Annotated in this window: 18 protein-coding genes; 13 read left to right on the forward strand and 5 right to left on the reverse strand. The window is 66.0% G+C overall.

What is annotated here, in order from left to right; translation table 11 throughout:
• Nucleotides 1-19: 19 nt before the first annotated feature.
• Genes NHH88_15465 through NHH88_15475 form a run of 3 tightly spaced genes read right to left on the reverse strand, consistent with a single transcriptional unit; the run spans nt 20 to nt 3,468 of the window.
• Nucleotides 20-1,483: an MFS transporter gene (locus NHH88_15465; protein ID USX17113.1), complete on the reverse strand. Its 1,464-nt coding sequence runs from the start codon at nt 1,481-1,483 to the stop codon at nt 20-22.
• Nucleotides 1,484-1,509: 26 nt separating this feature from the next.
• Nucleotides 1,510-2,424, reverse strand: a complete 915-nt coding sequence (locus tag NHH88_15470; GenBank protein USX17114.1) for a LysR family transcriptional regulator — start codon at nt 2,422-2,424, stop codon at nt 1,510-1,512.
• A gap of 15 nt (nt 2,425-2,439) precedes the next feature.
• Complete coding sequence (locus NHH88_15475; GenBank protein ID USX17115.1) at nt 2,440-3,468, reverse strand: LacI family transcriptional regulator; 1,029 nt, start codon at nt 3,466-3,468, stop codon at nt 2,440-2,442.
• Nucleotides 3,469-3,663: 195 nt separating this feature from the next.
• On the opposite strand from NHH88_15475, the gene NHH88_15480 reads away from it, so the two are divergent.
• From NHH88_15480 to NHH88_15525, 10 genes are all read left to right on the forward strand, one after another.
• The gene (locus NHH88_15480; GenBank protein USX17116.1) at nt 3,664-4,908 is read left to right on the forward strand and encodes an MFS transporter; all 1,245 of its coding nucleotides are present in this window, start codon (nt 3,664-3,666) and stop codon (nt 4,906-4,908) included.
• Nucleotides 4,909-4,945: 37 nt separating this feature from the next.
• Entirely contained in the window at nt 4,946-5,935 is a 990-nt protein-coding gene (locus NHH88_15485) for a sugar phosphate isomerase/epimerase (GenBank protein ID USX17117.1), read from the forward strand.
• An 11-nt stretch (nt 5,936-5,946) separates the two neighbouring features.
• Nucleotides 5,947-6,324 (forward strand): DUF6379 domain-containing protein, encoded by a 378-nt coding sequence (locus tag NHH88_15490; GenBank protein USX17118.1) that lies wholly within the window; start codon nt 5,947-5,949, stop codon nt 6,322-6,324.
• Between the two features lie 8 nt (nt 6,325-6,332).
• Complete coding sequence (locus tag NHH88_15495) at nt 6,333-7,391, forward strand: sugar phosphate isomerase/epimerase (GenBank protein USX17119.1); 1,059 nt, start codon at nt 6,333-6,335, stop codon at nt 7,389-7,391.
• Nucleotides 7,392-7,400: 9 nt separating this feature from the next.
• Complete coding sequence (locus NHH88_15500; protein ID USX17347.1) at nt 7,401-8,561, forward strand: Gfo/Idh/MocA family oxidoreductase; 1,161 nt, start codon at nt 7,401-7,403, stop codon at nt 8,559-8,561.
• Between the two features lie 237 nt (nt 8,562-8,798).
• The gene (locus tag NHH88_15505) at nt 8,799-11,009 is read left to right on the forward strand and encodes a TonB-dependent receptor (protein ID USX17120.1); all 2,211 of its coding nucleotides are present in this window, start codon (nt 8,799-8,801) and stop codon (nt 11,007-11,009) included.
• A gap of 8 nt (nt 11,010-11,017) precedes the next feature.
• Entirely contained in the window at nt 11,018-12,190 is a 1,173-nt protein-coding gene (locus tag NHH88_15510; protein ID USX17121.1) for a prolyl oligopeptidase family serine peptidase, read from the forward strand.
• Between the two features lie 16 nt (nt 12,191-12,206).
• Nucleotides 12,207-13,160 (forward strand): VOC family protein, encoded by a 954-nt coding sequence (locus NHH88_15515; GenBank protein ID USX17122.1) that lies wholly within the window; start codon nt 12,207-12,209, stop codon nt 13,158-13,160.
• 1 nt (nt 13,161) lies between these two features.
• Nucleotides 13,162-13,980, forward strand: coding sequence for a cyclase family protein (locus tag NHH88_15520; protein ID USX17123.1), 819 nt, complete (start codon nt 13,162-13,164; stop codon nt 13,978-13,980).
• A complete protein-coding gene (locus NHH88_15525; protein ID USX17124.1) occupies nt 13,977-14,957 on the forward strand; it encodes a fumarylacetoacetate hydrolase family protein in 981 nt (326 codons plus the stop codon). The genes NHH88_15520 and NHH88_15525 overlap by 4 nt, the downstream gene beginning before the upstream one ends.
• A 42-nt stretch (nt 14,958-14,999) precedes the next feature.
• Here NHH88_15525 and NHH88_15530 read toward each other — a convergent pair whose 3' ends face one another.
• Complete coding sequence (locus tag NHH88_15530) at nt 15,000-15,149, reverse strand: hypothetical protein (GenBank protein USX17125.1); 150 nt, start codon at nt 15,147-15,149, stop codon at nt 15,000-15,002.
• A 362-nt stretch (nt 15,150-15,511) separates the two neighbouring features.
• A complete protein-coding gene (locus NHH88_15535; protein ID USX17126.1) occupies nt 15,512-16,498 on the reverse strand; it encodes a flavin reductase family protein in 987 nt (328 codons plus the stop codon).
• Nucleotides 16,499-16,746: 248 nt separating this feature from the next.
• Here NHH88_15535 and NHH88_15540 point away from each other — a divergent pair, with 248 nt between their 5' ends.
• The 3 genes from NHH88_15540 (at nt 16,747) to NHH88_15550 (ending at nt 19,733) form a co-directional block, all read left to right on the forward strand.
• Complete coding sequence (locus tag NHH88_15540; GenBank protein USX17127.1) at nt 16,747-17,529, forward strand: SDR family oxidoreductase; 783 nt, start codon at nt 16,747-16,749, stop codon at nt 17,527-17,529.
• Between the two features lie 125 nt (nt 17,530-17,654).
• Nucleotides 17,655-18,821: a LuxR C-terminal-related transcriptional regulator gene (locus NHH88_15545; protein USX17128.1), complete on the forward strand. Its 1,167-nt coding sequence runs from the start codon at nt 17,655-17,657 to the stop codon at nt 18,819-18,821.
• Between the two features lie 108 nt (nt 18,822-18,929).
• Nucleotides 18,930-19,733 carry a DeoR/GlpR family DNA-binding transcription regulator gene (locus tag NHH88_15550; GenBank protein USX17129.1) on the forward strand — a complete coding sequence of 268 codons (804 nt, stop codon included), beginning with the start codon at nt 18,930-18,932 and terminating at the stop codon, nt 19,731-19,733.
• Nucleotides 19,734-19,782: the final 49 nt, after the last annotated feature.

A 19,782-nucleotide genomic window follows, 5' to 3' on the forward strand; every position in this document is an offset into this window, starting at 1 on the left:
GCCGGTGCCGAATACCCACTCACCGGGACGGCATCGGCATCACCTTCGCCAATCGCAGCGTCCCGATGACGGCTACTGACAGCATCCCGAGGAACAACGGCAGCACCTGCAAATAGGCGCCGGCATAGCGCGGCGCGTCGGCCGTCTCCATCTGCACCCCGTGGAAGAACAGCAATCCTCCCAGCGCCACGCCAAAGGCGGCGGCGATCTGCTGCACGGCGGTGAACATGCCGGCGGCCACGCCGGCCTCGGACATCGGCACATCCTGCAGCGTGGTGTTCGACAGCTGCGGCCCGCATAATCCCATCCCCAGTCCCATGCCCAGCTGCGCCAGCGCGAGCGGCCAATGCAGCAGCACGCCGCCATGCACCGACCACGCGGCCAGGCACAGGCTGGCCGCGCTGACGCCGACACCGACCAGCATCACCCGCACGCCCATCAGGTGATGCAGGCGTGGTCCGATCAGGACGATGCCGCCCATGGCGCCGAGCGCAATCGGCGCGCACGCATACGCCATCTGCGAGGCGGACAGCCCGATCCCGGTTTGCAGCACGAACGTCATCACCAGCAGGTAACCGGGCAGCACCGGGTTGATGCACAGAGTGCACAACAACCCCAGGTTCACCTTGCGCAGCTTGAACAGGTCCAGCGGCACCAGCGCGTCGCCGCGCGCGGCCTGGCGCCAACGCAGATATTTGACGGTGCCCCAGGCCAGCGGCACGGCGGCCGCCAGCAGCACCATCAGGCCCACCGGCCAGCCGCGCGAAGGCCCTTCGATCAGCGGCGCCAATAGCGCGAACAAGACCGCAACCGTCAGCGCGGCCCCTGTCAGATCGACCGGCGCGGCGTTCACGCCGCGTCCCGCCGGCAGCAGCGCGATGCCGGCGGCGATGCTGAACAAGCCGATGGGCAGGTTGATCAGAAACGTCAGCCGCCAGCCCAGCCCGAACCAGTTGGCGTCGATCAGCAGACCGCCGACGATGGGACCCAGCGCCGCCGAAAAGCCGCCCAGGAAGCCGAAGATCGTGTACACCTTGTAGCGCTGCTCCGGCGGATACATCACCTGCACCAGCGCCATCACCTGCGGCACCATCAGCGCCGCGCTCACGCCTTGCGCCACACGCGCCAGCTGCAATGTGAGCGCGTCGGGCGCGAGGCCGCAGGCCATCGAAGTGATCGTAAACAGCGCGATCCCGATCAGGAACATGCGGCGGTAGCCGAAGCTGTCGCCGAGCCGTCCGCCGACGATCAGCAGCACCGCGAACGCGGTGGCGTAGCCGGCGATGATCCATTCAAGCGCGGCCTTGTCGGCGCCGAGCGTGGCGCCGATCGACGGGATGGCGACATTGACGATGGTCGTGTCGAGCAGGTCCATGACGAAGGCCAGCGCCACGGCGATCAAGGCCAGTGTGCGGCGGCGCGGCGAAAACGAGGCGGCGGCATGGAAAGCGCTGCCCTCCGAACCTTTTACGGCAGGATGCATAGGTGATTCCCGAATTGTGAGGATGGTTAGACGAGTGCGGCGGCGTTGATGATCTTGTCGCGGATCCAGCGGATGGCCGGATCGTTGGAGCGGTGCTTATGCCATTGCAGCATCTGCACCAGGCGCGGAATGCGCGGCGGCGGCTCCCACAGTTTGATGGGCAGGCGCTCCCGCGCGCTCTCGGCGATGCGGCGGTGCACGGTGGCGATCCTGTCGGTGCCGACCACCAGTGCGGGCAGGGCGCTCATGCTGGGAACGGTGACCTCCACCCGGCGCTTGACGTCGAAGCTTTCCATGAACCAGCCATCGAAGGTGGACAGCGGATTATTGTGGGTGTTGGTGAAGGTGGCGATCACGTGGCCGCAGGCCAGGTAGTCGTCGAAGGTGAGGCGCTCCTGCACGCGCGAGTTGCCCTCCCAGGTCACGCACAGGTAGTCTTCCTCGAACAGCGCGGCCGACGGGTGTTCCTTGGCCAGGTACTGCGACGGAATGACCAGGAAATCGGCCTCGCCCTGTTCCAGCACCTCGCCCGGCCGGTCGGACTGGTCGCGCAGGCGGATGCGTATGCCGGGCGCATCGCGGTACAACGATTCGAGCAGCGTCGGGATCAGCACAGCCGTGGTGTAGTCCGAGACCAGCAGGGTGAAGGTGCGGGTTTCGGTGGCGGGATCGAACAGCGGCTGGGCGGCGATGGTGGTGTCGATGCGCATGAGGATCTCGCGCACCGGCTCCACCAGTTCCTTGGCGCGCGGCGTGAGGATCAATTGGCGGCCGGACGGCACCAGCAGCTCGTCGTTGAAGTAGGCGCGCAGGCGCGCCAGCGCGCTGCTCGTCGCCGGCTGGCTGAGGAAGATCTTTTCCGCCGCGCGGCTGATATTACGTTCGGCCAGCAGCGCATTAAGCGCCACCAGCAGGTTCAGGTCGAGTTTATTGAAACGCATGGGGTCTCCGCGAGGTCAGGCCGAGGCGCGCACGATCAGCGCGTGCTGCAGGATCAGTGATTCGGCCGGGGCGCCGGCCAGGCGCTTGAGCAGCAGGTCGGCGGCCGCCGCGCCCAGCTCGCGCACCGGCTGGGCGATGGTGGTGAGCGCCGGCTCGAACACCTGCGCCACCGGGATGTCGTCGAATCCCATCACGGCCACGTCCTCCGGCACGCGACGGCCCACGCGGCGCAAGGCCTTGATGGCGCCGATGGCCAGGGTGTCGGACACCGCGAAGACGGCGCTGGGCGGCGATTCGAGCGCCAGCAGCGCGCCGGCCGCCTCCATGCCGTGCATATAGTCGGTGCCGCGCGCGACGCGCAGCAGTTGCGGCTCCACCGGCAGGTTGGCGCGGCGCAGCGCGTACTCGTAGCCGTCGTGGCGCTGGCGCGCCCAGTCGTAGTCGCCGCTGACGCTGAGCAGGGCGATGCGCTTGTGGCCGCGATTGATCAGGTACTGTACCGCGTCGATGGCGGCTTGCCGGTGGTCGATGCTTACGCTGGGCACCTCGTTGTCGCCCACGTGTTCGGAGCAGGCCACCCAAGGCAGGTCGGGGATTTCGCGCAGCAGCGGTTTGAGGTCGGCGTAGCGCGCCAGGCTGATCACGCCGTCGGCCAGCTTGTTATACAGCGAGTCAAGTTCGGCGCTGTGGCGCGACAGCGTTTGCGAGGCCTCGGCGATCACCAGTCCATAGCCGCGCTGGCGCGTGACCGATTCCACGCCCTTGACGATTTCAGCGAAGTAGGGATTGGCGAAATCCGGCACCAGCACCAGCAGCAGGCGGGTCTCGCCGCGCATCAGGCTGCGCGCCAGCGCGTTGGTGCGGTAGCCCAGCGCCTCGACTGCCGCCTCCACGCGCGCCCTGGTATCTGCGCTGACCGCCTTGGTGCCATTCAGGACGCGGGAGACGGTGGCGATCGACACCCCCGCCTGCGCGGCGACGGCCGAGATCGAGGCCAGCTTGGCGGGAGTGGCGGGCGGGACGGATTTGGATTTGGCTGACATCGGATGCAAGACTGGGAAAAGTTTTCCTAATATAGCGGAAAAAAACGTCCCGGTGCGCCGTTCGGGGTATTGAAGATATGGATAGGAGATATCCAAACAATGCGTGCTCGGCGCCTGTTTTTTGGTTGGGAAAGCGGCAGGCAAGCGTTATCATTTCCCCAGCTTTAAAAGCGACCATAAAAAAGGAGACAGGCAATGCGTAGCGAATTTTACACGGAAGGAGGCGCCGTCCAACCGGCGCGACGACAGGCGGACTGGCGCCAGGGCTGGATACTGGTGTTTTCCGGTTTCCTGCCGGTGATGGCGATCATCGCGCTGGCGCCGACCTTGCCCACGTTGCTGGCGCACTTCTCCGACGTGCCCAACGCCAGGCTGATGGTGCCCCTGCTGATCACCGCGCCGAGCGCCTGCATCGCGCTGTTCGCCCCCGGCGCCGGGGCCATCGCCGACCGCTTCGGACGCCGCCGGCTGCTGCTGTGCTCCATGGCGCTGTACGGCATCGGTGGCCTGATGCCCTTCGTGATCGATAATTTCTGGGCCGTGGTGGCCGGGCGCGTGGTCATCGGCATCGGCGAGGCCGGCGTGCTCACGGTGGTCAACACGCTGCTGGCGGACTATTACGAGGAAAAGGCGCGCCACCGCTGGCTGATGATACAGGGCGTGGTGGGCTCGATGCTCGGCACGGTCACCATCGCCTGTTCCGGCTTCCTCGCGGCGCAGGGCTGGCAATATCCGTTCCTGGTGTATGCCGTGGCGATTCCTATCTTCCTCGCCAGCCTGGCCTACCTGTTCGAGCCGGAGCCGCGCAAGAAACAGCTCACGCCGAGCGGCGCGGCCGTCGCCGCCACGCCTTTCCCCTACATGGTGGGCCTGCTGGTGTGCGGCGTGACGGTGGTGCTGTCGACGATCTACTACGTCCAGGTGATCAACTTCTCCCTGCTGCTCAAGGAGCTGGGCGTGGTCGACCCCAAGTCGATCGGCTTGAGCATGGCCATTCCCAGCATCGGCGTGCCGCTCGGCGCCGTGGTATTCAAGCTCACCACGCGTTTCGGCGCCGGGGCGCAGATTTTCCTGGTTTTCCTCTGCTATGCAATCGGCCTGGGCGGCATCGGCATGGCGCCCGACTACAAGGTGGCGCTGGCCTTCGCCTTCGTCCAGCAACTGGCCAACGGCATCATCGTTCCCGCGCTGATCGCCTGGGCGCAGGGCAAATTCTCTTTCGAGCACCGTGGCCGTGGCATGGGGTGGTGGGCCAGCTCGTTCTTCGTGGCGCAGTTTCTGTCGCCGGCCGTGGTCAACGCCATGCGCGGCTTGATCGGCAACCTCCAGGGCGCCTTCCTCGCGTTCGGCGTGATCGCCGCCATCTGCGCCCTGGTTGCGTGTGTGATCGCCCTGCGGCTCAGGGTACGCATTCCGCCAGCACAGAAGGCTGCGGTGTGACACCGACTTTTTCGACCTACATTCTTCGAGGTTTTTCATGACTACACAACACAACATCAAGCGCGGCGTCTCGCTGTATAGCTATCAGTACGAGACTTTCCTGCGCAAGATGACGCTCGACGACTGCATCGCCCACGCCGCCGGCCTGGGGGCGAAGGGCATCGAAGTGGTGAGCGAACAATCGTTCACCGGCTTCCCTAACGTGCCGCCGGAGCAGATCGCGGGATGGTTTGCTTCGCTGGAGCGCCACGGCGCCTACGCCCAGTGCCACGACATGTTCCTGGACGTGAAGCTGTACAAGGACCGCAAGCTTAATGTCGACGAAATGGTGGCCTCGCTCAAGCGCGACCTGCGCTTCGCGCACGCCATCGGCTGCAAAAACGTGCGCGTGATCGTCAACACGCCCCCCGAGGTGGTGGTGGCCTGCGTGCCGCTGGCCGAGGAACTGGACGTGCGCATGGGGATCGAGGTGCATTCGCCGTTCCACTTCGATCATCCATGGATCCTGCGCTACACCGAACTGACGCGCGCCACCGGCTCCAACCACGTCGGCTATGTGCCGGACATGGGCATGTATATCAAACACTACCCGCCGGTCTTCCGCGACCGCTTCCTGCGCCTGGGCGCCACGCCCAAGGTGGTCGATTTCATCCTCGAGGCGCACGCGGCGCGGGTCCTGCCCGACTATGTGCTGATGGACGTGCGCAAGCTGGGGGCCAATTCGGTCGACCTGCAAATGGCCGAGTCGCTGCGCCACAACATCTGGAGCAATCCGCGCCGCCTTTTGGAGTTCATGCCGTGGATCTTCAACATCCACGCCAAGTTCTACGAGATCGACGACAACGGCAAGGAGCCGTCGATCCCCTACGACGAGATCATAGCGGTGCTGATCGAGGGCGGCTACACCGGCCACCTGTCGAGCGAATACGAGGGCCAGCGCCATATCGAGGATGCCTTCGAGGTCGATGGCCGCGAACAAGTGCGCCGTCAGCAGGAAATGTTCAAGCGCCTGTTGGGCGAAGTTTAAGGAGACCGACCATGTACGATCAACACATCATCTATCCGGGCAGCGTGCGCAATACCGCCGAGGGCTGGCAATTGGGCGCGCGCCTGCCATACTATCGCGGCCAGATCCTGTCGGCGGTGGAGGATATCGCGCTCACCGTCGACGGCGTCAAGGTGCCGCGCGAGAACGTGCGCTTCACCGTGCGCGGCAAAACCCGCACGCTCGACGAACTGGAAACCACGTACGACGAGCGCTGGGAGTTCGGCGAGGTGGCCGAGGTGTCGGTGCTGCAGCCGGGCGGCCTGTCGGCCGGCGCGCACACGGTGACGGCGGCGGTGCAACTGCGCATCTCCTACCTGCCGTGGAGCCCCGTCACCAGCTGCACCATCGACGCCAGCATCGCGGCGTGAGGGACGGCATGACGACCACCATCAAGGGACCGGCGATTTTCCTTGCGCAGTTTGCCGGGCCGCAGGCGCCGTTCGACAGCTGGAACGGCATCACGCGCTGGGCCGGCGACCTAGGTTACCGCGGCGTACAGGTGCCCACCAACGACGCCCGCCTGTTCGACCTGGCGCTGGCGGCGCAAAGCAAGACGTATTGCGACGAGTTGGCGGGCGTGGCGCGCGCAAACGGCGTGGCCATCACGGAACTGAGCACCCACTTGCAGGGCCAGCTGGTGGCCGTGCATCCGGCCTACGACGAGGCGTTCGACGGTTTCGCGCCGGCGGCGCTGCGCCGTAATCCGTCCGCGCGCCAGCAGTGGGCGGTGCAGCAAATGATGCTGGCGGCGAAGGCCTCGGCCAACCTGGGTTTGACGGCCTCGATCAGCTTTTCCGGCGCGCTGGCCTGGCCGTTCGTCTATCCGTGGCCGCAACGTCCGGAGGGGCTGATTGAAGCCGCTTTCGACGAGCTGGCGCGGCGCTGGACACCGATCCTTGACGCTTATGGCGACGCCGGCGTCGATCTGGCGTTCGAGCTGCATCCGGGCGAAGACCTGTTCGACGGCGCTACCTTCGAGATGCTGCTCGAACGCGTGAACCACCATCCGCGCCTGGCGATCGCCTACGATCCGTCGCACTTCCTGTTGCAGCAGCTGGACTACCTGGGCTTCATCGACCGCTATCACGACCGCATCAAGGTCATGCACGTGAAGGACGCCGAGTTCAGGCCGGACGCGCGCCAGGGCGTCTACTCCGGCTACCAGCCGTGGGTCGACCGCGCCGGGCGTTTCCGCTCGCTGGGCGACGGCCAGGTGGACTTCAAGGCCATCTTCTCGAAATTCGCGCAGTATGGCTTCGAGGGCTGGGCGATGCTCGAATGGGAGTGCTGCCTCAAGCATCCGGAGCAGGGCGCGGCCGAAGGCGTCGGCTTCATCCGCGACCACATCATCCGCGTCACCGACAAGGCGTTCGACGACTTCGCCGGCGGCGCCACCGACGCGGGACGCAACCTGCGCATGCTGGGCATCGCCTGAGGAGCCATGATGGAACAAGCAGCGATTTTCCCCGGCCGTGTGCGGCTGGGCATGGTGGGCGGCGGCGAGGGCGCCTTCATCGGCGCTGTGCACCGCCACGCGGCGCGCTTCGACGACCGCTATGCGCTGGTGGCCGGCGCACTGTCTTCCAGCGTCGAGGCGGCGCGCCGTTCCGGCCTGGCGCTGGGACTGGACCCGGCGCGCACCTACGACAGCTACGAACAAATGGCGCGCATGGAAAGCGCGCGCCCGGACGGTATCGAGGCGGTCAGCATCGTCACCCCCAACCACATGCACGCGCCGGTGGCCAAGGTATTCCTGGAGGCCGGCATCCATGTCATCTGCGACAAGCCGGTGACCACCAACAGCGACGACGCACGCATGCTGGCCGCGCTGGCCGCCGAGCGCGGCCTGCTCTTCGCGGTCACCCATAACTACTCGGCGTATCCGCTGGTGCGCCACGCGCGCCAGATGGTGCGCGAAGGCGTGCTGGGAACCATCCGCGTGGTGCAGGTGGAGTACGCGCAGGACTGGCTGGCGGCGCCGCTGGAACAGACCGGCCAAAAACAGGCCGCCTGGCGCACCGATCCCGCCAGGGCCGGCGGCGGCGCCATCGGCGACATCGGCTCGCACGCCTGGCAACTGGCCGACACCATCGTCGGCGCGCCGGTCGAGGCGCTGGCGGCGCAATTGAGCTCCTTCGTGCCGGGGCGCGTCATCGACGACGACGTGCAGGTGCTGCTGCGCTACGCCGGCGGCGCGCGCGGCATGTTGTGGGCCAGCCAGGTGGCGCCGGGCCAGGCGAACCAATTGCGCATCCGTGTGTTCGGCAGCGCCGGCGGCATCGAATGGGCGCAGCAGCAGCCCAACGAATTGCGCTGGACGCCGCTGGGCGAACCGACGCGCATCGTCACGCGCGGCAGCGCCGCGATGAATTCGGCGGGCGCGCGCGTGAGCCGCATACCGGCCGGGCATCCGGAAGGATATATCGACGCCTTCGCCGCCCTCTATACCGAGATCGCCAGCCACCTGCTGGCGCGTCGCGACGGCGCCGACCCCGGCGCGGCGTACTTTCCAACCATCGACGATGGCCTGCGCGGGGTTCTTTTCATTGAAACCGTGCAAGCCTCCTCTCTCTGTGGTGGTGCGTGGACGCCCATGCTCTCCTAGGCGGCGTCCAGCCACGCGCACCATCTTCGCCCCGCCGGCCCCGCGCTTGCGGGGCTTTTTTTTTTTCGCGGCCGGCCGCGCCGTGCCTCGGTATCCGCCGCGTGAATGGATGCTATCCAAACTATCGGCTATGGGAAAAGGTGGGAAAGCGCATATCATTTTTTTGCCCTCACGACGAGCGCATAAAAAAACCAGAGCGGCATCCCCAGAAGTGCCGCGCAAACCCAGGAGACCTACATGCACAACCCCAAGCTGACATCGATCGCCAAGGCGCTGCTTGCCGCCGGCATCCTCACCACCGCCACCGGCGCCATCGCCGACGAGGCGCAACCGAAGCAGGACGGCATCGCTGAAGTGATCATCACCGCGCAAAAAATCGCCCAACCGGCCAGCAAGACGCCGCTGGCGCTGTCCGTGCTCTCGGGCGAGGACTTGAAGAACGCCGGCACGGTCGATCCGCGCGCATTGGCCGAGAGCCTGCCCGGCGTGGAAATCGCGCAGGAGAGCGGCATGCTGCAGGTGTCGATACGCGGCGTGACCAGCCTCGATATGACCGAGAAGGGCGACCCGTCGGCCGCCTTCCACGTCGACGGCGCCTACGTGCCGCGCTACGAGGCGCAGGCGGCAGCCTTCTTCGACCTCGATCGCATCGAAGTGCTGCGCGGCCCGCAGGGCACGCTGTACGGCCGCAACGCCACCGCCGGCGCGATCAACCTGATCACCAACAAGCCCACCCGCAAGCTCGAGGGCAAGGTCGGCATGGAGCTGGGCAACTACGGCACGCGACGCTACGACGCGGTGCTCAACGTTCCGCTGGGCGAGACCTGGGCCATGCGCGCGGCCCTCAACGGCAACAAGCACGACACCTACCTGCTGGCCGGCCCCAACACCATCCCGCTCAAGAGCCAGGACGACCGCTCCGCGCGCGTGCACCTGCTGGGAAAATTCACGCCCGACACCAGCCTGCTGCTGACGGCCGAACGCAACGAGATCGGCGGCGGCGCGGCCTCGCCGGTGCCGATCACGAACTTCTTCACCGGGAAGCTGATTGGCACCTTGCCGTTCTCGCCGCCGGACACCGGCAACCATATCCAGAATCCGGTGTACGTCGATCGCGGCACCGACGCGCAGCGCACCGCCGGCTGGCCGTTCAAGCAGGACGCCGGTTCGCACCGCGACAACCGCGCCGATTCGCTGCGCGGCGAATTCAAGACCAAACTGGGCGCCACCGAATTGACTTACCAGCTGGCGCAGATGAAACTCAAGCTCGACCAGCTGAACAACGGCATTTACTTCGGCTTCCCGTTCACCACCCTCAACGTCGGCGACAGCAAGGCCGTCTCGCACGAGCTGCGCCTGAACTCCACGGGCGAGGGCCCGCTGCGCTGGGTGGTGGGCGCCTACAAGTTCGACGAAGACATCTTCCGCCGTGCCGCCTACACCACCTACGTCACCGCGCCGTTCGGCAGCTTCAACATCGAGCTGCCGTTCCTGGCCTCGTTGAGCAATAAATCGAAGGCGGTCTTCGGCCAAGCCACTTACGCGCTGCGTCCCGACACCCGGCTGACGCTCGGCGTGCGCCACACCAAGGACCGCAAATCCGGCTACGATCCGCTCGGCGGCGAGGCCGCCGTGGCGCCGGCCACCACCAGCAGCAAGGCCTATGGCGAGGATGTCCGCTTCAGCAACACCAGCTTCAAGATGGGCGTCGATCACGACCTGCGCGCCAACCTGATGGTCTACGCGAACGTCTCCACCGGCTACAAGGCCGGCGGCTTCAACGCCGAAGCCGACACCGGCGTCTATCGTCCGGAGACGCTGCGCTCGTACGAAGCGGGCCTGAAGGGGCGCTTCTTCGAGAACCATCTGCAATTGTCGGCCAACGTGTTCCACTACAATTACAAGGACCAGCAGTTGACGGTGACCACCTGCCGCACCAACGATCCGTCGACCTGCCACTCGTTCACCACCAACGCCGCGAACTCCACCATCAACGGCGTGGAACTGGAAGGCAAGCTCAAAGTGGGCCAGGACGGCATGTTGCGCGCCAACTGGGCCGCCACCGATGCCAAGTACAAGCGCTACATCGTCTCGCCGACGATCGACTTCTCCGGCCAAAAACTCGACCGCGCGCCGACGTCGACCATCGGCCTCGGTTATACGCACAAGTTCGCGCTGGCGAACGGCGGCGAGATCGCGGCCACCGTCGGCACCCGCCATTCGACGGCGTACTACATCAGCGACCCGACCGAGAACATCCGCTACCGCCAGCCGAGCTATCACAAGTCCGATGCCTCGATCGGTTACGAGAGCCCCAACGGCGACTGGAACGTGCAGCTGTTCGTCAAGAACATCGAGAACGTCGTCAAGATCGAGAGCCGCGTGCCCGGCTCCTTCTTCATCAGCGACCCACGCACCTACGGCATCCGCGCGGCCTATAACTTCTAACGACCACCATGTTCAAATACTTCCCCAACAATTACGTCTGGAACCTGTCGGTCGACCTGGCCATCGAAATGGGCGCGCGCATCGGCGAAATCGAGGAGATGTGCGCGCCGCTGCACGAGGCGGCCCGCCAGCCCGACGCCGAGGGCACGCGCGCCTTCCGGGAGAGCTGGACGCGCATGGCCGACAAGCTATGCGCGCTGGCACGGGAGGATGGGGAGCGCGGCCGACTGATATCGGCCGGCGACAAGTACTCCCGCGCCGCCATCTACTACCTCACGGCCGAACGCCTGCAGGCGCACGGTTCGCCCGGCCGCGCGGCGCTTTACCAGTGCTTCCTCGAGGTGTTTGCCAAGGGTATCGCGCTGGCGGGCGAGAACTGCGAGCGTGTCGAGATTCCCTATGAGGGCGGGGTGCTGTCGGCGCTCTACGTGCGCGCCGAGGGCCTGAACGATGGCCTGAACAGTGCGGCGCCCTTGCTGGTGCAGGTCAATGGCCTGGACTCGACCAAGGAAATGAAGTACCGCGTCGGCCTGCCGCGCTGGCTGGCGCAGCGGGGCGTGTCGTCGCTGTTGGTCGACCAGCCGGGCACCGGCGAGGCGCTGCGCCTGCACGGCATGACCGCCGTCCATGACAGCGAACGCTGGGCGTCCAGGGTCGTGGACTGGCTCGAAACCCGGGCCGACGTCGACTCCGGGCGCATCGGCATGGAGGGCGTGTCCCTCGGCGGGTATTACTGCCCGCGCGCGGTCGCCTTCGAGCCGCGCTTCGCCTGCGGCGTGGTGTGGGGCGCCAACCACGACTGGCGCGCAGTGCAAAAGAAGCGCCTGGACAGGGAAGGCAGCTTTCCGGTGCCGCACTACTGGGAACACGTGCGCTGGGTGTGGGGCGCGAAGGACATGGACGATTTTATGCGTATCGCGGAAAACGTCCATCTGGACGGGGTGCTCGACCGCATCCGCGTGCCGTTCCTCGTTACCCACGGCGAGCAGGACTCGCAAATCCCGCTGGCCTGGGCCGAGCGCACCTATGAACAATTGGTCAACAGCCCCAATCGCCAGCTCAAGGTGTTCACTCCGCGGGAAGGCGGCGTGCAGCATTCGAGCTTTGACAATTCGGCCAACGCCGGCGCCTACATCGCGGACTGGGTGGCGGAAACGCTGCATGGCCGCACCGCACTTTAACCTGTAAGGAACCAACATGAACATTACCGGACTCGAAGGCCTGGTCTTCGGCGTCGACGACGTCGCCGCCTGCGCGCAATATCTGACCGACTACGGGCTGCGGCCCGCCGGTGACGGCCGTTTCGAAGCGCTCGATGGCACCGCCGTCACCATCGCCGCCGCCGACGCCGCGCACCTGCCGCCGGCCATGGGCACGGCCAGCATGCTGCGAAAGACCATCTACGGCGTGGCCGACCAGGCCACGCTGGATGCGATCGCCGCCGAACTGCGCACCGACCGCGAGGTGAAAAAATTCGCCGACGGCGGCATCGAGTCGGTCGACGACATGGGCTTCGTGCTGGGCTTCCAGCTCAGCGTGCGCCGGCCGCTGGACCTGCGCGCGGAGCAGGTCAACGCCCCCGGCGCCAGCGTGCGCCGCGCCCTCAACCAACCGGCGGTCGACGAGCATGCCGAGGCGCTGCCGCGCGCGCTGTCGCACGTGGTCTATTTCGTGCCCGACGCGGCCAAGGCCGAGGCGTTCTACGTCGAGCGCCTGGGCTTTCGCTGCACCGACCGGCTGCTGGGCGCCGGTCCGTTCCTCAAGCCGGCCGGCACCGACGACCACCACACGCTGTTCCTGATCCAGACCCCGCCGTTCATGAAGGGCTGCGAGCATTTCACCTTCCACATGGGTGGTCCGACCGAGGTGATGCTGGCCGGGACGCGCTTCGTCAACAAGGGCTACCAGTCGTTCTGGGGGCCCGGCCGCCACAAGATGGGATCGAACTGGTTCTGGTACTTCAACAGCCCGCTGGGCTGCCACGTGGAGTACGACGCCGACATGGACCTGCACGACGACCAGTGGGTGGCGCGCCAGGCGCCTATGAGCGCGGACGCCTCGCAGCTGTTCCTGTTCCAGTCGCGCGAGAAGTGGGCGCCGGGCGGACCGCCGCCGGGCAAGGGCGGGCCGCCGGTGGTCGAGGGGGTGTGACATGGGGCGTCAATTCATCGACCTGTCGCTTTTCCTCGAAAATGAGGTGCTGTCGGACCCGCCGCCGCTCGCGCCCAGGATCACCTACCAGAAGCACGCGGACACGCTGCACGAATTCATCGCCATGATCCCCGGCACCACCGCCGAGGATTATCCCGACGGCGAGGCGGCGGCGGTCGAGTGGGTGACCATGACCACGCACTGCGGCACCCACCTCGACGCGCCATATCACTTCCATTCGACCATGGACGCGAAGACAGGGGAGAAAAAGGCGTCGATGACGATCGACGAAGTGCCGCTCGAATGGTGCTTTCAGCCCGGCGTGAAGCTCGATTTCCGCCATTTTCCGGACGGCTACGTGGCCATGGCGGCCGACGTCGAAGCGGAACTGGCGCGCATCGGCCACGCGTTGCAACCGCTCGACATTGTGATGGTCAACACGCGCGCGGGCGGCCGCTACGGCAGCAACGATTACGTCTCTGCCGGATGCGGCATGGGCTACGAGGCGACGATGTACCTGCTCGAGCGCGGCGTGCGCCTGACCGGCACCGACGCCTGGAGCTGGGACGCGCCGTTCGCGTACACCGCGAAGAAAATCGCGGAGACCGGTAACAAGGCGCTGATCTGGGAGGGCCACAAGGCCGGCCGCGACATCGGCTACTGCCATCTGGAGAAGCTGCACAATCTCGAGGCCTTGCCGGGACATGGCTTTTACGTGAGCTGTTTTCCCCACAAGGTGCGGCGCGGTTCGGCCGGCTGGACGCGCGCGGTGGCCATCGTCGATGACGCGTTGTTGGCCTTGCCCCGGAGCGCGGCATGAAGTTCGCCTCGCTACGCTGCGAAGACCCGGACGGGCGCTTGCTGGTGGTTTCTCGCGACGCCACCCGGGCGCTTGACGCCAGCATGGTCGCGCCCAACCTGCTGGCGGCGCTGCAGCGCTGGGACCAGGTGGCCACGCAGTTGCAGGCGCTGTCCGACCGCCTCAACGACGGCTGCTATCCGGCCAGCTTCACCTTCGACGCCAACGCCTGCGGCGCGCCGCTGCCGCGCAGCTACCAGTGGTGCGACGCGTCGGCCTTTTTGCAGCACGGCCGGCTCATGGAGCAGGCCTTCAACACGCCGCCGATACCGGACTTCGACACGGTGCCGGTGATGTACCAGGGCGCGTCGGACGATTTTCTCGGCGCGCGCGACGCCGTGCCGATGCCCGATGAGGGCCTGGGCATCGACTTCGAGGGCGAGTTCGGCGTGGTGCTGGCCGCCGTGCCGATGGGCGTGGCGCCGGATGCCGCCCATGCGCGCATCCGTTTGCTGGTGCAGATCAACGACTGGAGCCTGCGCGCACTGGGTCCGCGCGAGATGCAAAGCGGGTTTGGTTTCCTGCAGGCCAAGCCATCGACCAGCTTCGCGCCGCTGGCCATCACGCCCGACGAGTTGGGAGATGGCTGGCGCGACGGCCGGGTGCAGCTCAATCTGGAGGTGCATCTCAACGAGGCGCCGTTCGGCCGCCCGCACGGCGGCGAGATGCACTTCAGTTTCGGCCAGTTGATCGCCCATGCGGCACGCACCCGCAAGCTCTCGGCCGGCACCGTGATCGGCTCGGGCACGGTGTCGAACCTGGCGCGCGAGGCGGGCAGCGCCTGCATTTCGGAGCGGCGGGTGATCGAGATCATCGAAGGCGGGGCGCCGCGCACGCCCTTCATGCGCTTCGGCGACCGGGTGCGCATGTCTGCCACCGATGGCCAGGGCCGGCGGCCGTTCGGCGTCATCGACCAGCGCGTGGTGTGGGCGGGATAGGGTTGTTGGGGAAGCCGGTGAGGTCGACGCAAGTCAGCAGAATCACGTTTCTTCGGCCGTAGACAGCATGGCACCGTGGCGGCGCACGACCGTCATGTGGTGACGCATCGTGTTGGCGTACTGGACGATGTTGTCGGCGTGGACCGAACGCAAGTGAGATGGAAATGCGGAAGCGTAGTTGATCAGTTCCATTGGATGGTATTTCTGATGGTGTCGATACTTTCGAGGAGTGGAAATCTTCATGAAATCAGCCTTTTAGCTGGATCGTTCATGATCGAATGGGAATGATCTTTAGCCCGGCAGCCGCTGGCAACGCCGGGTAAATGGATGAGACCAAGCCCCTGATTTTCAGGGGCTTTTTTTCACTGATTCGTTATGAGGCCACTCTTCGATATGAACACCTGGAAACGGCGAGCCGGCTGGTGGACGGACGGCCGGGACAGGCCGCGCGCGCGCAGGGCAGGGTGAAGGTCGAACCGGCTTCGGCGCGGCCCGCCCGCCGCCCTCGCGGCGTGGCCCCCCTTGAATCGATGGACCACAGTCGCCGCGAAACGCTAGCGCCACTTCACCGGCCTGCTATCTTCCGTCTCCTTGACGAACTCGCGCAGCAGCGTTCGCAAAACGGTGCTCGCCGAGGATCCAAGCAGGCGCTCCATGTCCTCCTCGATCGCCGCGCCAACCCGTGTGAACCGGACGAATGCGACCTGGCCACCGGGCGTCAGCTCGAACTCCATGTCGTCGGGCTGCTCGCTTTCGCCGGTCCGTGAAGCCAGTATGCCGCTTGCCTCAAGATCGTCCAAAACTTGCAGGTTGGTCGAGTGTCCGCCGTAGTAAAGCAACGCGTTGATCTCGTGGCGGCTGCGCCATGCCCGCTCCCCCAACGCCATGATCACGAACAGTTCGATATTGGTGAATCCCATCTTCCCGCCGGCCTCGCGCAGTTGGCCGTACATGTGGAAGAATGCAGAGCCCAACAGGAAACCGAGCGAGTCGGCTCTGACGTCAGCGTCAGGGGCGGGTGTTTCGGATGTCGCGTCATCGCTGTCGTATTCATCCGCATTCATCTTCGCAGGCTGGAATTGGATGATCTCGCCGATCAAGGCGAGATGCTCAACGCTCCCATACGCGTGAACGTGGCGGCAAACAAAGCGGGCAATGCAGCCTTCCAGCAACGGCACGCCCTTGATGCCGCGCGCGAACGCGACCCCTTCAAACGGATTGTCCGAAGCCCCGGCGACGCGCGCGTGCAGATCGGTTTGGCAAGGGGCAAGGATGTGCACCGCCCAGTGGCTGGCGTCCCGAAACAATGCCGCGTTGGCGGCGTTGCTCGCCAGGCTCCACAGTACCAGCGGCGGCGTGCCCAGGACGGAGTTGAAGCCGGTGGCGACGATGCCGGCCACCTCGCCGTCCGGGCCGCTGGCGGTGATCAGGGTTGTCGAGGTCGTGGCGCGCTCCAGTGCCGCGCGCAGCGCCCGCGCATCCGGTAACGGCGACTCGATAACATTCAAAACCGTCGAAAACGGAAGAGGGTCTGTACTCATGCATCAACTCCTGTGGTCCTGGCCTTGGCCGGCTATGCGAGGCGGCCGGATGTGAGCCATTATGGAGTCGCCCCGCGCGCCGGCATCGTTCGATCGGACTAGGCGGCGCCGATATTCGCTAGTCCGTTCGGCTGATGTCCGGTGCCGGCTTTTCAATGAGACTACACCGTCGTCCGGGCTCAACGGCCCGGACGCAAGGCGTCGAGCGCCATTCGTTTAACATCACCACCAACATTAAGGAGAATATCGTGTCTCAAACCATCCTGGCCCCGCGCTTCCAGGGCAAACGCGTGATCATCACCGGCGCCGGTTCCGGCATGGGGCGCGCCATCCTGCGGCGACTGGTCGGCGAGGGGGCCAACGCGCTGGCGGTCGATGTCAACCAGAAGGGGCTGATCGAGTCGGCCGAGCAGGCCAACGCGGCGGCCGGCTACGGCGGCATCGCCAGCCGGGTCGAGGCGTCGGTGGCCGACGAGACAGCGGTACGGCGGCTGGTCGGACGGTTCTCCGCCGACGGCGGCCTCGATGTATTGATCAACATGGCCGGCATACTGCGCGCCAGCCACAGCACCGAGACCACCGTCGAACAGTTCATGGGGATCATCCAGGTCAATCTGCTGGGCACCTTTTTGTGCTGCCGCGAAGCCTTGCCCCACCTGGAAAAATCGGGCGGAAATATTGTCAACGCGGCATCGACGGCGGCGCAGTTCGGCCATCCCTACATGGCCGCATATTCGGCCAGCAAGGGCGGCGTGCTGGGCTTGACGCAGGCCCTGGCCAAGGAATACATGCTGCGCGGGGTGCGGGTCAACGCCATCGTGCCGGGCGGCATACTGACGCCGATGGTCGAGTCGATGGCGACCATCCCGGTGGAGGACGCCGACATGCGCCTGTTTATGAACCTGGCGCGCCCGGACCGCACATTCGGCCAGTCCGACCAGGTCGCCGCCGTGGTGGCCATGCTGGCGTCGGCGGACGGCGCCTATCTCAGCGGGCAATCGATCCGCATCGATGGCGGAGTGCATGGTTGACGCGCGGAGCCGCGCTATTGCTGGCCCGCAGGCCCGGTGCTAGACTGCAAGCCATTGCTTTCTAACATAGCCCGGCCGGCCGCCCGCGCGGCGCGCCGAAGCCGGGTTCGCTCTGGGGACCCGTCATGAATCAACTGCTAGCGCTGCCGGTGGGCGGGGTCGTGTCCGATGGCGGGGCCGATTTGCTCAACCGGGTGATCCTGGCGATCTATCATTCGGTGCAGGAACGGGAACCGTGGCGCGGGTGTCTGGAGCTGCTCGTCGAGTATTTTCAGGTGACCAACGCGACCTTCGTGCTGCGCCCGTCGACGGCGCTCGACCTTGGCTATCTGGTCTGCATGCCCAGCCATGCCAAGACCGAACTGGAATACCGCTCCACATGGTACAAGCTGGACCCCTTTCTGGAGCTGCCCCCCGAGCAGGTGCTCACCATTGCCGACGTGATGGGCGAGGACCAGTGGCTCGCCTGCGAATTCAACCGCGATTTCCTGCGGCCCCTCATGGCATCCCACAGCGGGGGCGTCATGGGCGTCAACATCACCACGCGCGCGGGCACGGTGTCGCGCCTGCGGCTGCACCGGACCCGGGACCTGCCGCCGTTCACCGGAGAAGAGAAGGCCCGCCTGGCCGTGCTCGTGCCGCACATCAAGCAAGCGATGACCTTGGCGGCGCAGGTTAACCGCAATGAATCCGAGCGCGAAATCTACGAAGAGGGCCTGGACCGGCTCAACATCGGCGTCATCGTGCTTGACGAGCGCCGCCAACTGCTGCGGGCCAACCCGGTCGCCTGCCACATGCTCAACGGTGGCGACGGCGTCAGGCTGGTCGAGCGCCAGCTCGAGGGTTGCACCCCGGCCGACACGCGCGACTTGCGCCGCTTGCTGGACAGCGCGCACGAGTATCCGGGAACGGTGACGGCGATGTCCCTGAGCCGGCCGCAGGGCCGGCGCAAACTGGCCGCCGTGGTGCGCAGCATCCCGTTGCTGGAGGAGTCCGAGGCACGGGCGCAGCCGGCGTACGCCGTCTTCCTGCGCGACCCGGACGCGCTGGCCATCGCCGCGCAGGACATCGCGCGCCAGTTGTTCGACTTCACGCCGGCCGAGGCCAATCTGGCCATCGAACTGGTCAACGGCCTGAGCCTCGACGAGGCCGCCGAGAAGCTCGGCATTCGCCGCAACACGGTGCGCGCCCACCTACGCGCCATTTTCTCCAAGGCCGGCGTCACCCGGCAAAGCGAACTGGTGCGGATCTTGTTGAACGGCGTTTTAGGCCTTTCCTACGCGGAAAAATAGCGCCGCCCACGTCCGCCGTCGTATGACCACTGGTCCGAATGGACGATGTCCCGTCACGCGCGAAGCGTGACCATCATGACACTGCCCCACAATAACAAGGAGATGACCATGATGAGACACAAGCGCCGCCAAGGCCTATTGAAGCTGCTCGCGATGCACCAGCAAGCCAGCGTGGAGGAGCTGGGCGGCCTGCTCCACACCTCGATCTGCACCGTGCGGCGCGACATCGCGTGGCTCGAACAGCAAAAATTGCTGCGGCGCGTGCGCGGCGGCGCCGCCCATCTGCCCAACGAGGAGCGGGCGTTCGGCGACGGCGGCCCGACCTTCCATGAAAACATCGACACCGCCAGCGCCCAAAAGCGCGCCATCGCCCGGCGCGCGGCCGCGATGTGCGGCCACAGCGGTTCGATCATCATCAACGGCGGCACCACCACCTATATGATGGCCGAGTTCCTGACCGACACCAAACTCAAGATATTGACCAATTCCTTTCCGATGGCCGCGCAACTGAGCCGCTCCAGCGACAACGAGGTGTCGCTCACCGGCGGCAAGGTCTACCGTGAGCAGAATGTCGTGCTCAGCCCGTTCGAGAATCTGGTCAGCCAGCATCATTACGCCGCCCGGATGTTCCTCGGGGTGCACGGCATCTCGGAGCGCGGCCTGTTCGAGGACGACCCCTTGCTGATCCGGGCCGAAACGCAGCTGATCTCGCAGGCCGAGGAACTGATCGTGCTGGCCGACAGCTCCAAGTTCGCGTCCCGGGCCGGCCTCGTCCTGTGCGCCCTGAACCGCGTCAAGTGTGTGATCACCGACACCGGCGCGCCGGTGGAAGCGCTGCGTTCGCTTGAGCGTGCCGGCGTCGAGGTCGTCATGGTGGCGCCGGAGCCCTTGGCGCCCGTTGCCGCCCACTGAATCGGGCGCCGCGCTCAATCATGCGGGGCGGCTGGCCCCGCGCCAATCC

The organism is Oxalobacteraceae bacterium OTU3CAMAD1, from assembly GCA_024123915.1.
Lineage (GTDB): Bacteria > Pseudomonadota > Gammaproteobacteria > Burkholderiales > Burkholderiaceae_D > Rugamonas.

What these genes read in the sequence shown, in the direction of transcription:
- NHH88_15530 (USX17125.1), bottom strand. Translation starts at nt 15,149, where the DNA reads ATGGAACTGATCAACTACGCTTCCGCATTTCCATCTCACTTGCGTTCG.
- NHH88_15485 (USX17117.1), top strand. Translation starts at nt 4,946, where the DNA reads ATGACTACACAACACAACATCAAGCGCGGCGTCTCGCTGTATAGCTAT.
- NHH88_15490 (USX17118.1), top strand. Translation starts at nt 5,947, where the DNA reads ATGTACGATCAACACATCATCTATCCGGGCAGCGTGCGCAATACCGCC.
- NHH88_15535 (USX17126.1), bottom strand. Translation starts at nt 16,498, where the DNA reads ATGAGTACAGACCCTCTTCCGTTTTCGACGGTTTTGAATGTTATCGAG.
- NHH88_15475 (USX17115.1), bottom strand. Translation starts at nt 3,468, where the DNA reads ATGTCAGCCAAATCCAAATCCGTCCCGCCCGCCACTCCCGCCAAGCTG.
- NHH88_15525 (USX17124.1), top strand. Translation starts at nt 13,977, where the DNA reads ATGAAGTTCGCCTCGCTACGCTGCGAAGACCCGGACGGGCGCTTGCTG.
- NHH88_15470 (USX17114.1), bottom strand. Translation starts at nt 2,424, where the DNA reads ATGCGTTTCAATAAACTCGACCTGAACCTGCTGGTGGCGCTTAATGCG.
- NHH88_15480 (USX17116.1), top strand. Translation starts at nt 3,664, where the DNA reads ATGCGTAGCGAATTTTACACGGAAGGAGGCGCCGTCCAACCGGCGCGA.
- NHH88_15465 (USX17113.1), bottom strand. Translation starts at nt 1,483, where the DNA reads ATGCATCCTGCCGTAAAAGGTTCGGAGGGCAGCGCTTTCCATGCCGCC.
- NHH88_15520 (USX17123.1), top strand. Translation starts at nt 13,162, where the DNA reads ATGGGGCGTCAATTCATCGACCTGTCGCTTTTCCTCGAAAATGAGGTG.
- NHH88_15550 (USX17129.1), top strand. Translation starts at nt 18,930, where the DNA reads ATGATGAGACACAAGCGCCGCCAAGGCCTATTGAAGCTGCTCGCGATG.
- NHH88_15510 (USX17121.1), top strand. Translation starts at nt 11,018, where the DNA reads ATGTTCAAATACTTCCCCAACAATTACGTCTGGAACCTGTCGGTCGAC.
- NHH88_15500 (USX17347.1), top strand. Translation starts at nt 7,401, where the DNA reads ATGGAACAAGCAGCGATTTTCCCCGGCCGTGTGCGGCTGGGCATGGTG.
- NHH88_15505 (USX17120.1), top strand. Translation starts at nt 8,799, where the DNA reads ATGCACAACCCCAAGCTGACATCGATCGCCAAGGCGCTGCTTGCCGCC.
- NHH88_15495 (USX17119.1), top strand. Translation starts at nt 6,333, where the DNA reads ATGACGACCACCATCAAGGGACCGGCGATTTTCCTTGCGCAGTTTGCC.
- NHH88_15515 (USX17122.1), top strand. Translation starts at nt 12,207, where the DNA reads ATGAACATTACCGGACTCGAAGGCCTGGTCTTCGGCGTCGACGACGTC.
- NHH88_15545 (USX17128.1), top strand. Translation starts at nt 17,655, where the DNA reads ATGAATCAACTGCTAGCGCTGCCGGTGGGCGGGGTCGTGTCCGATGGC.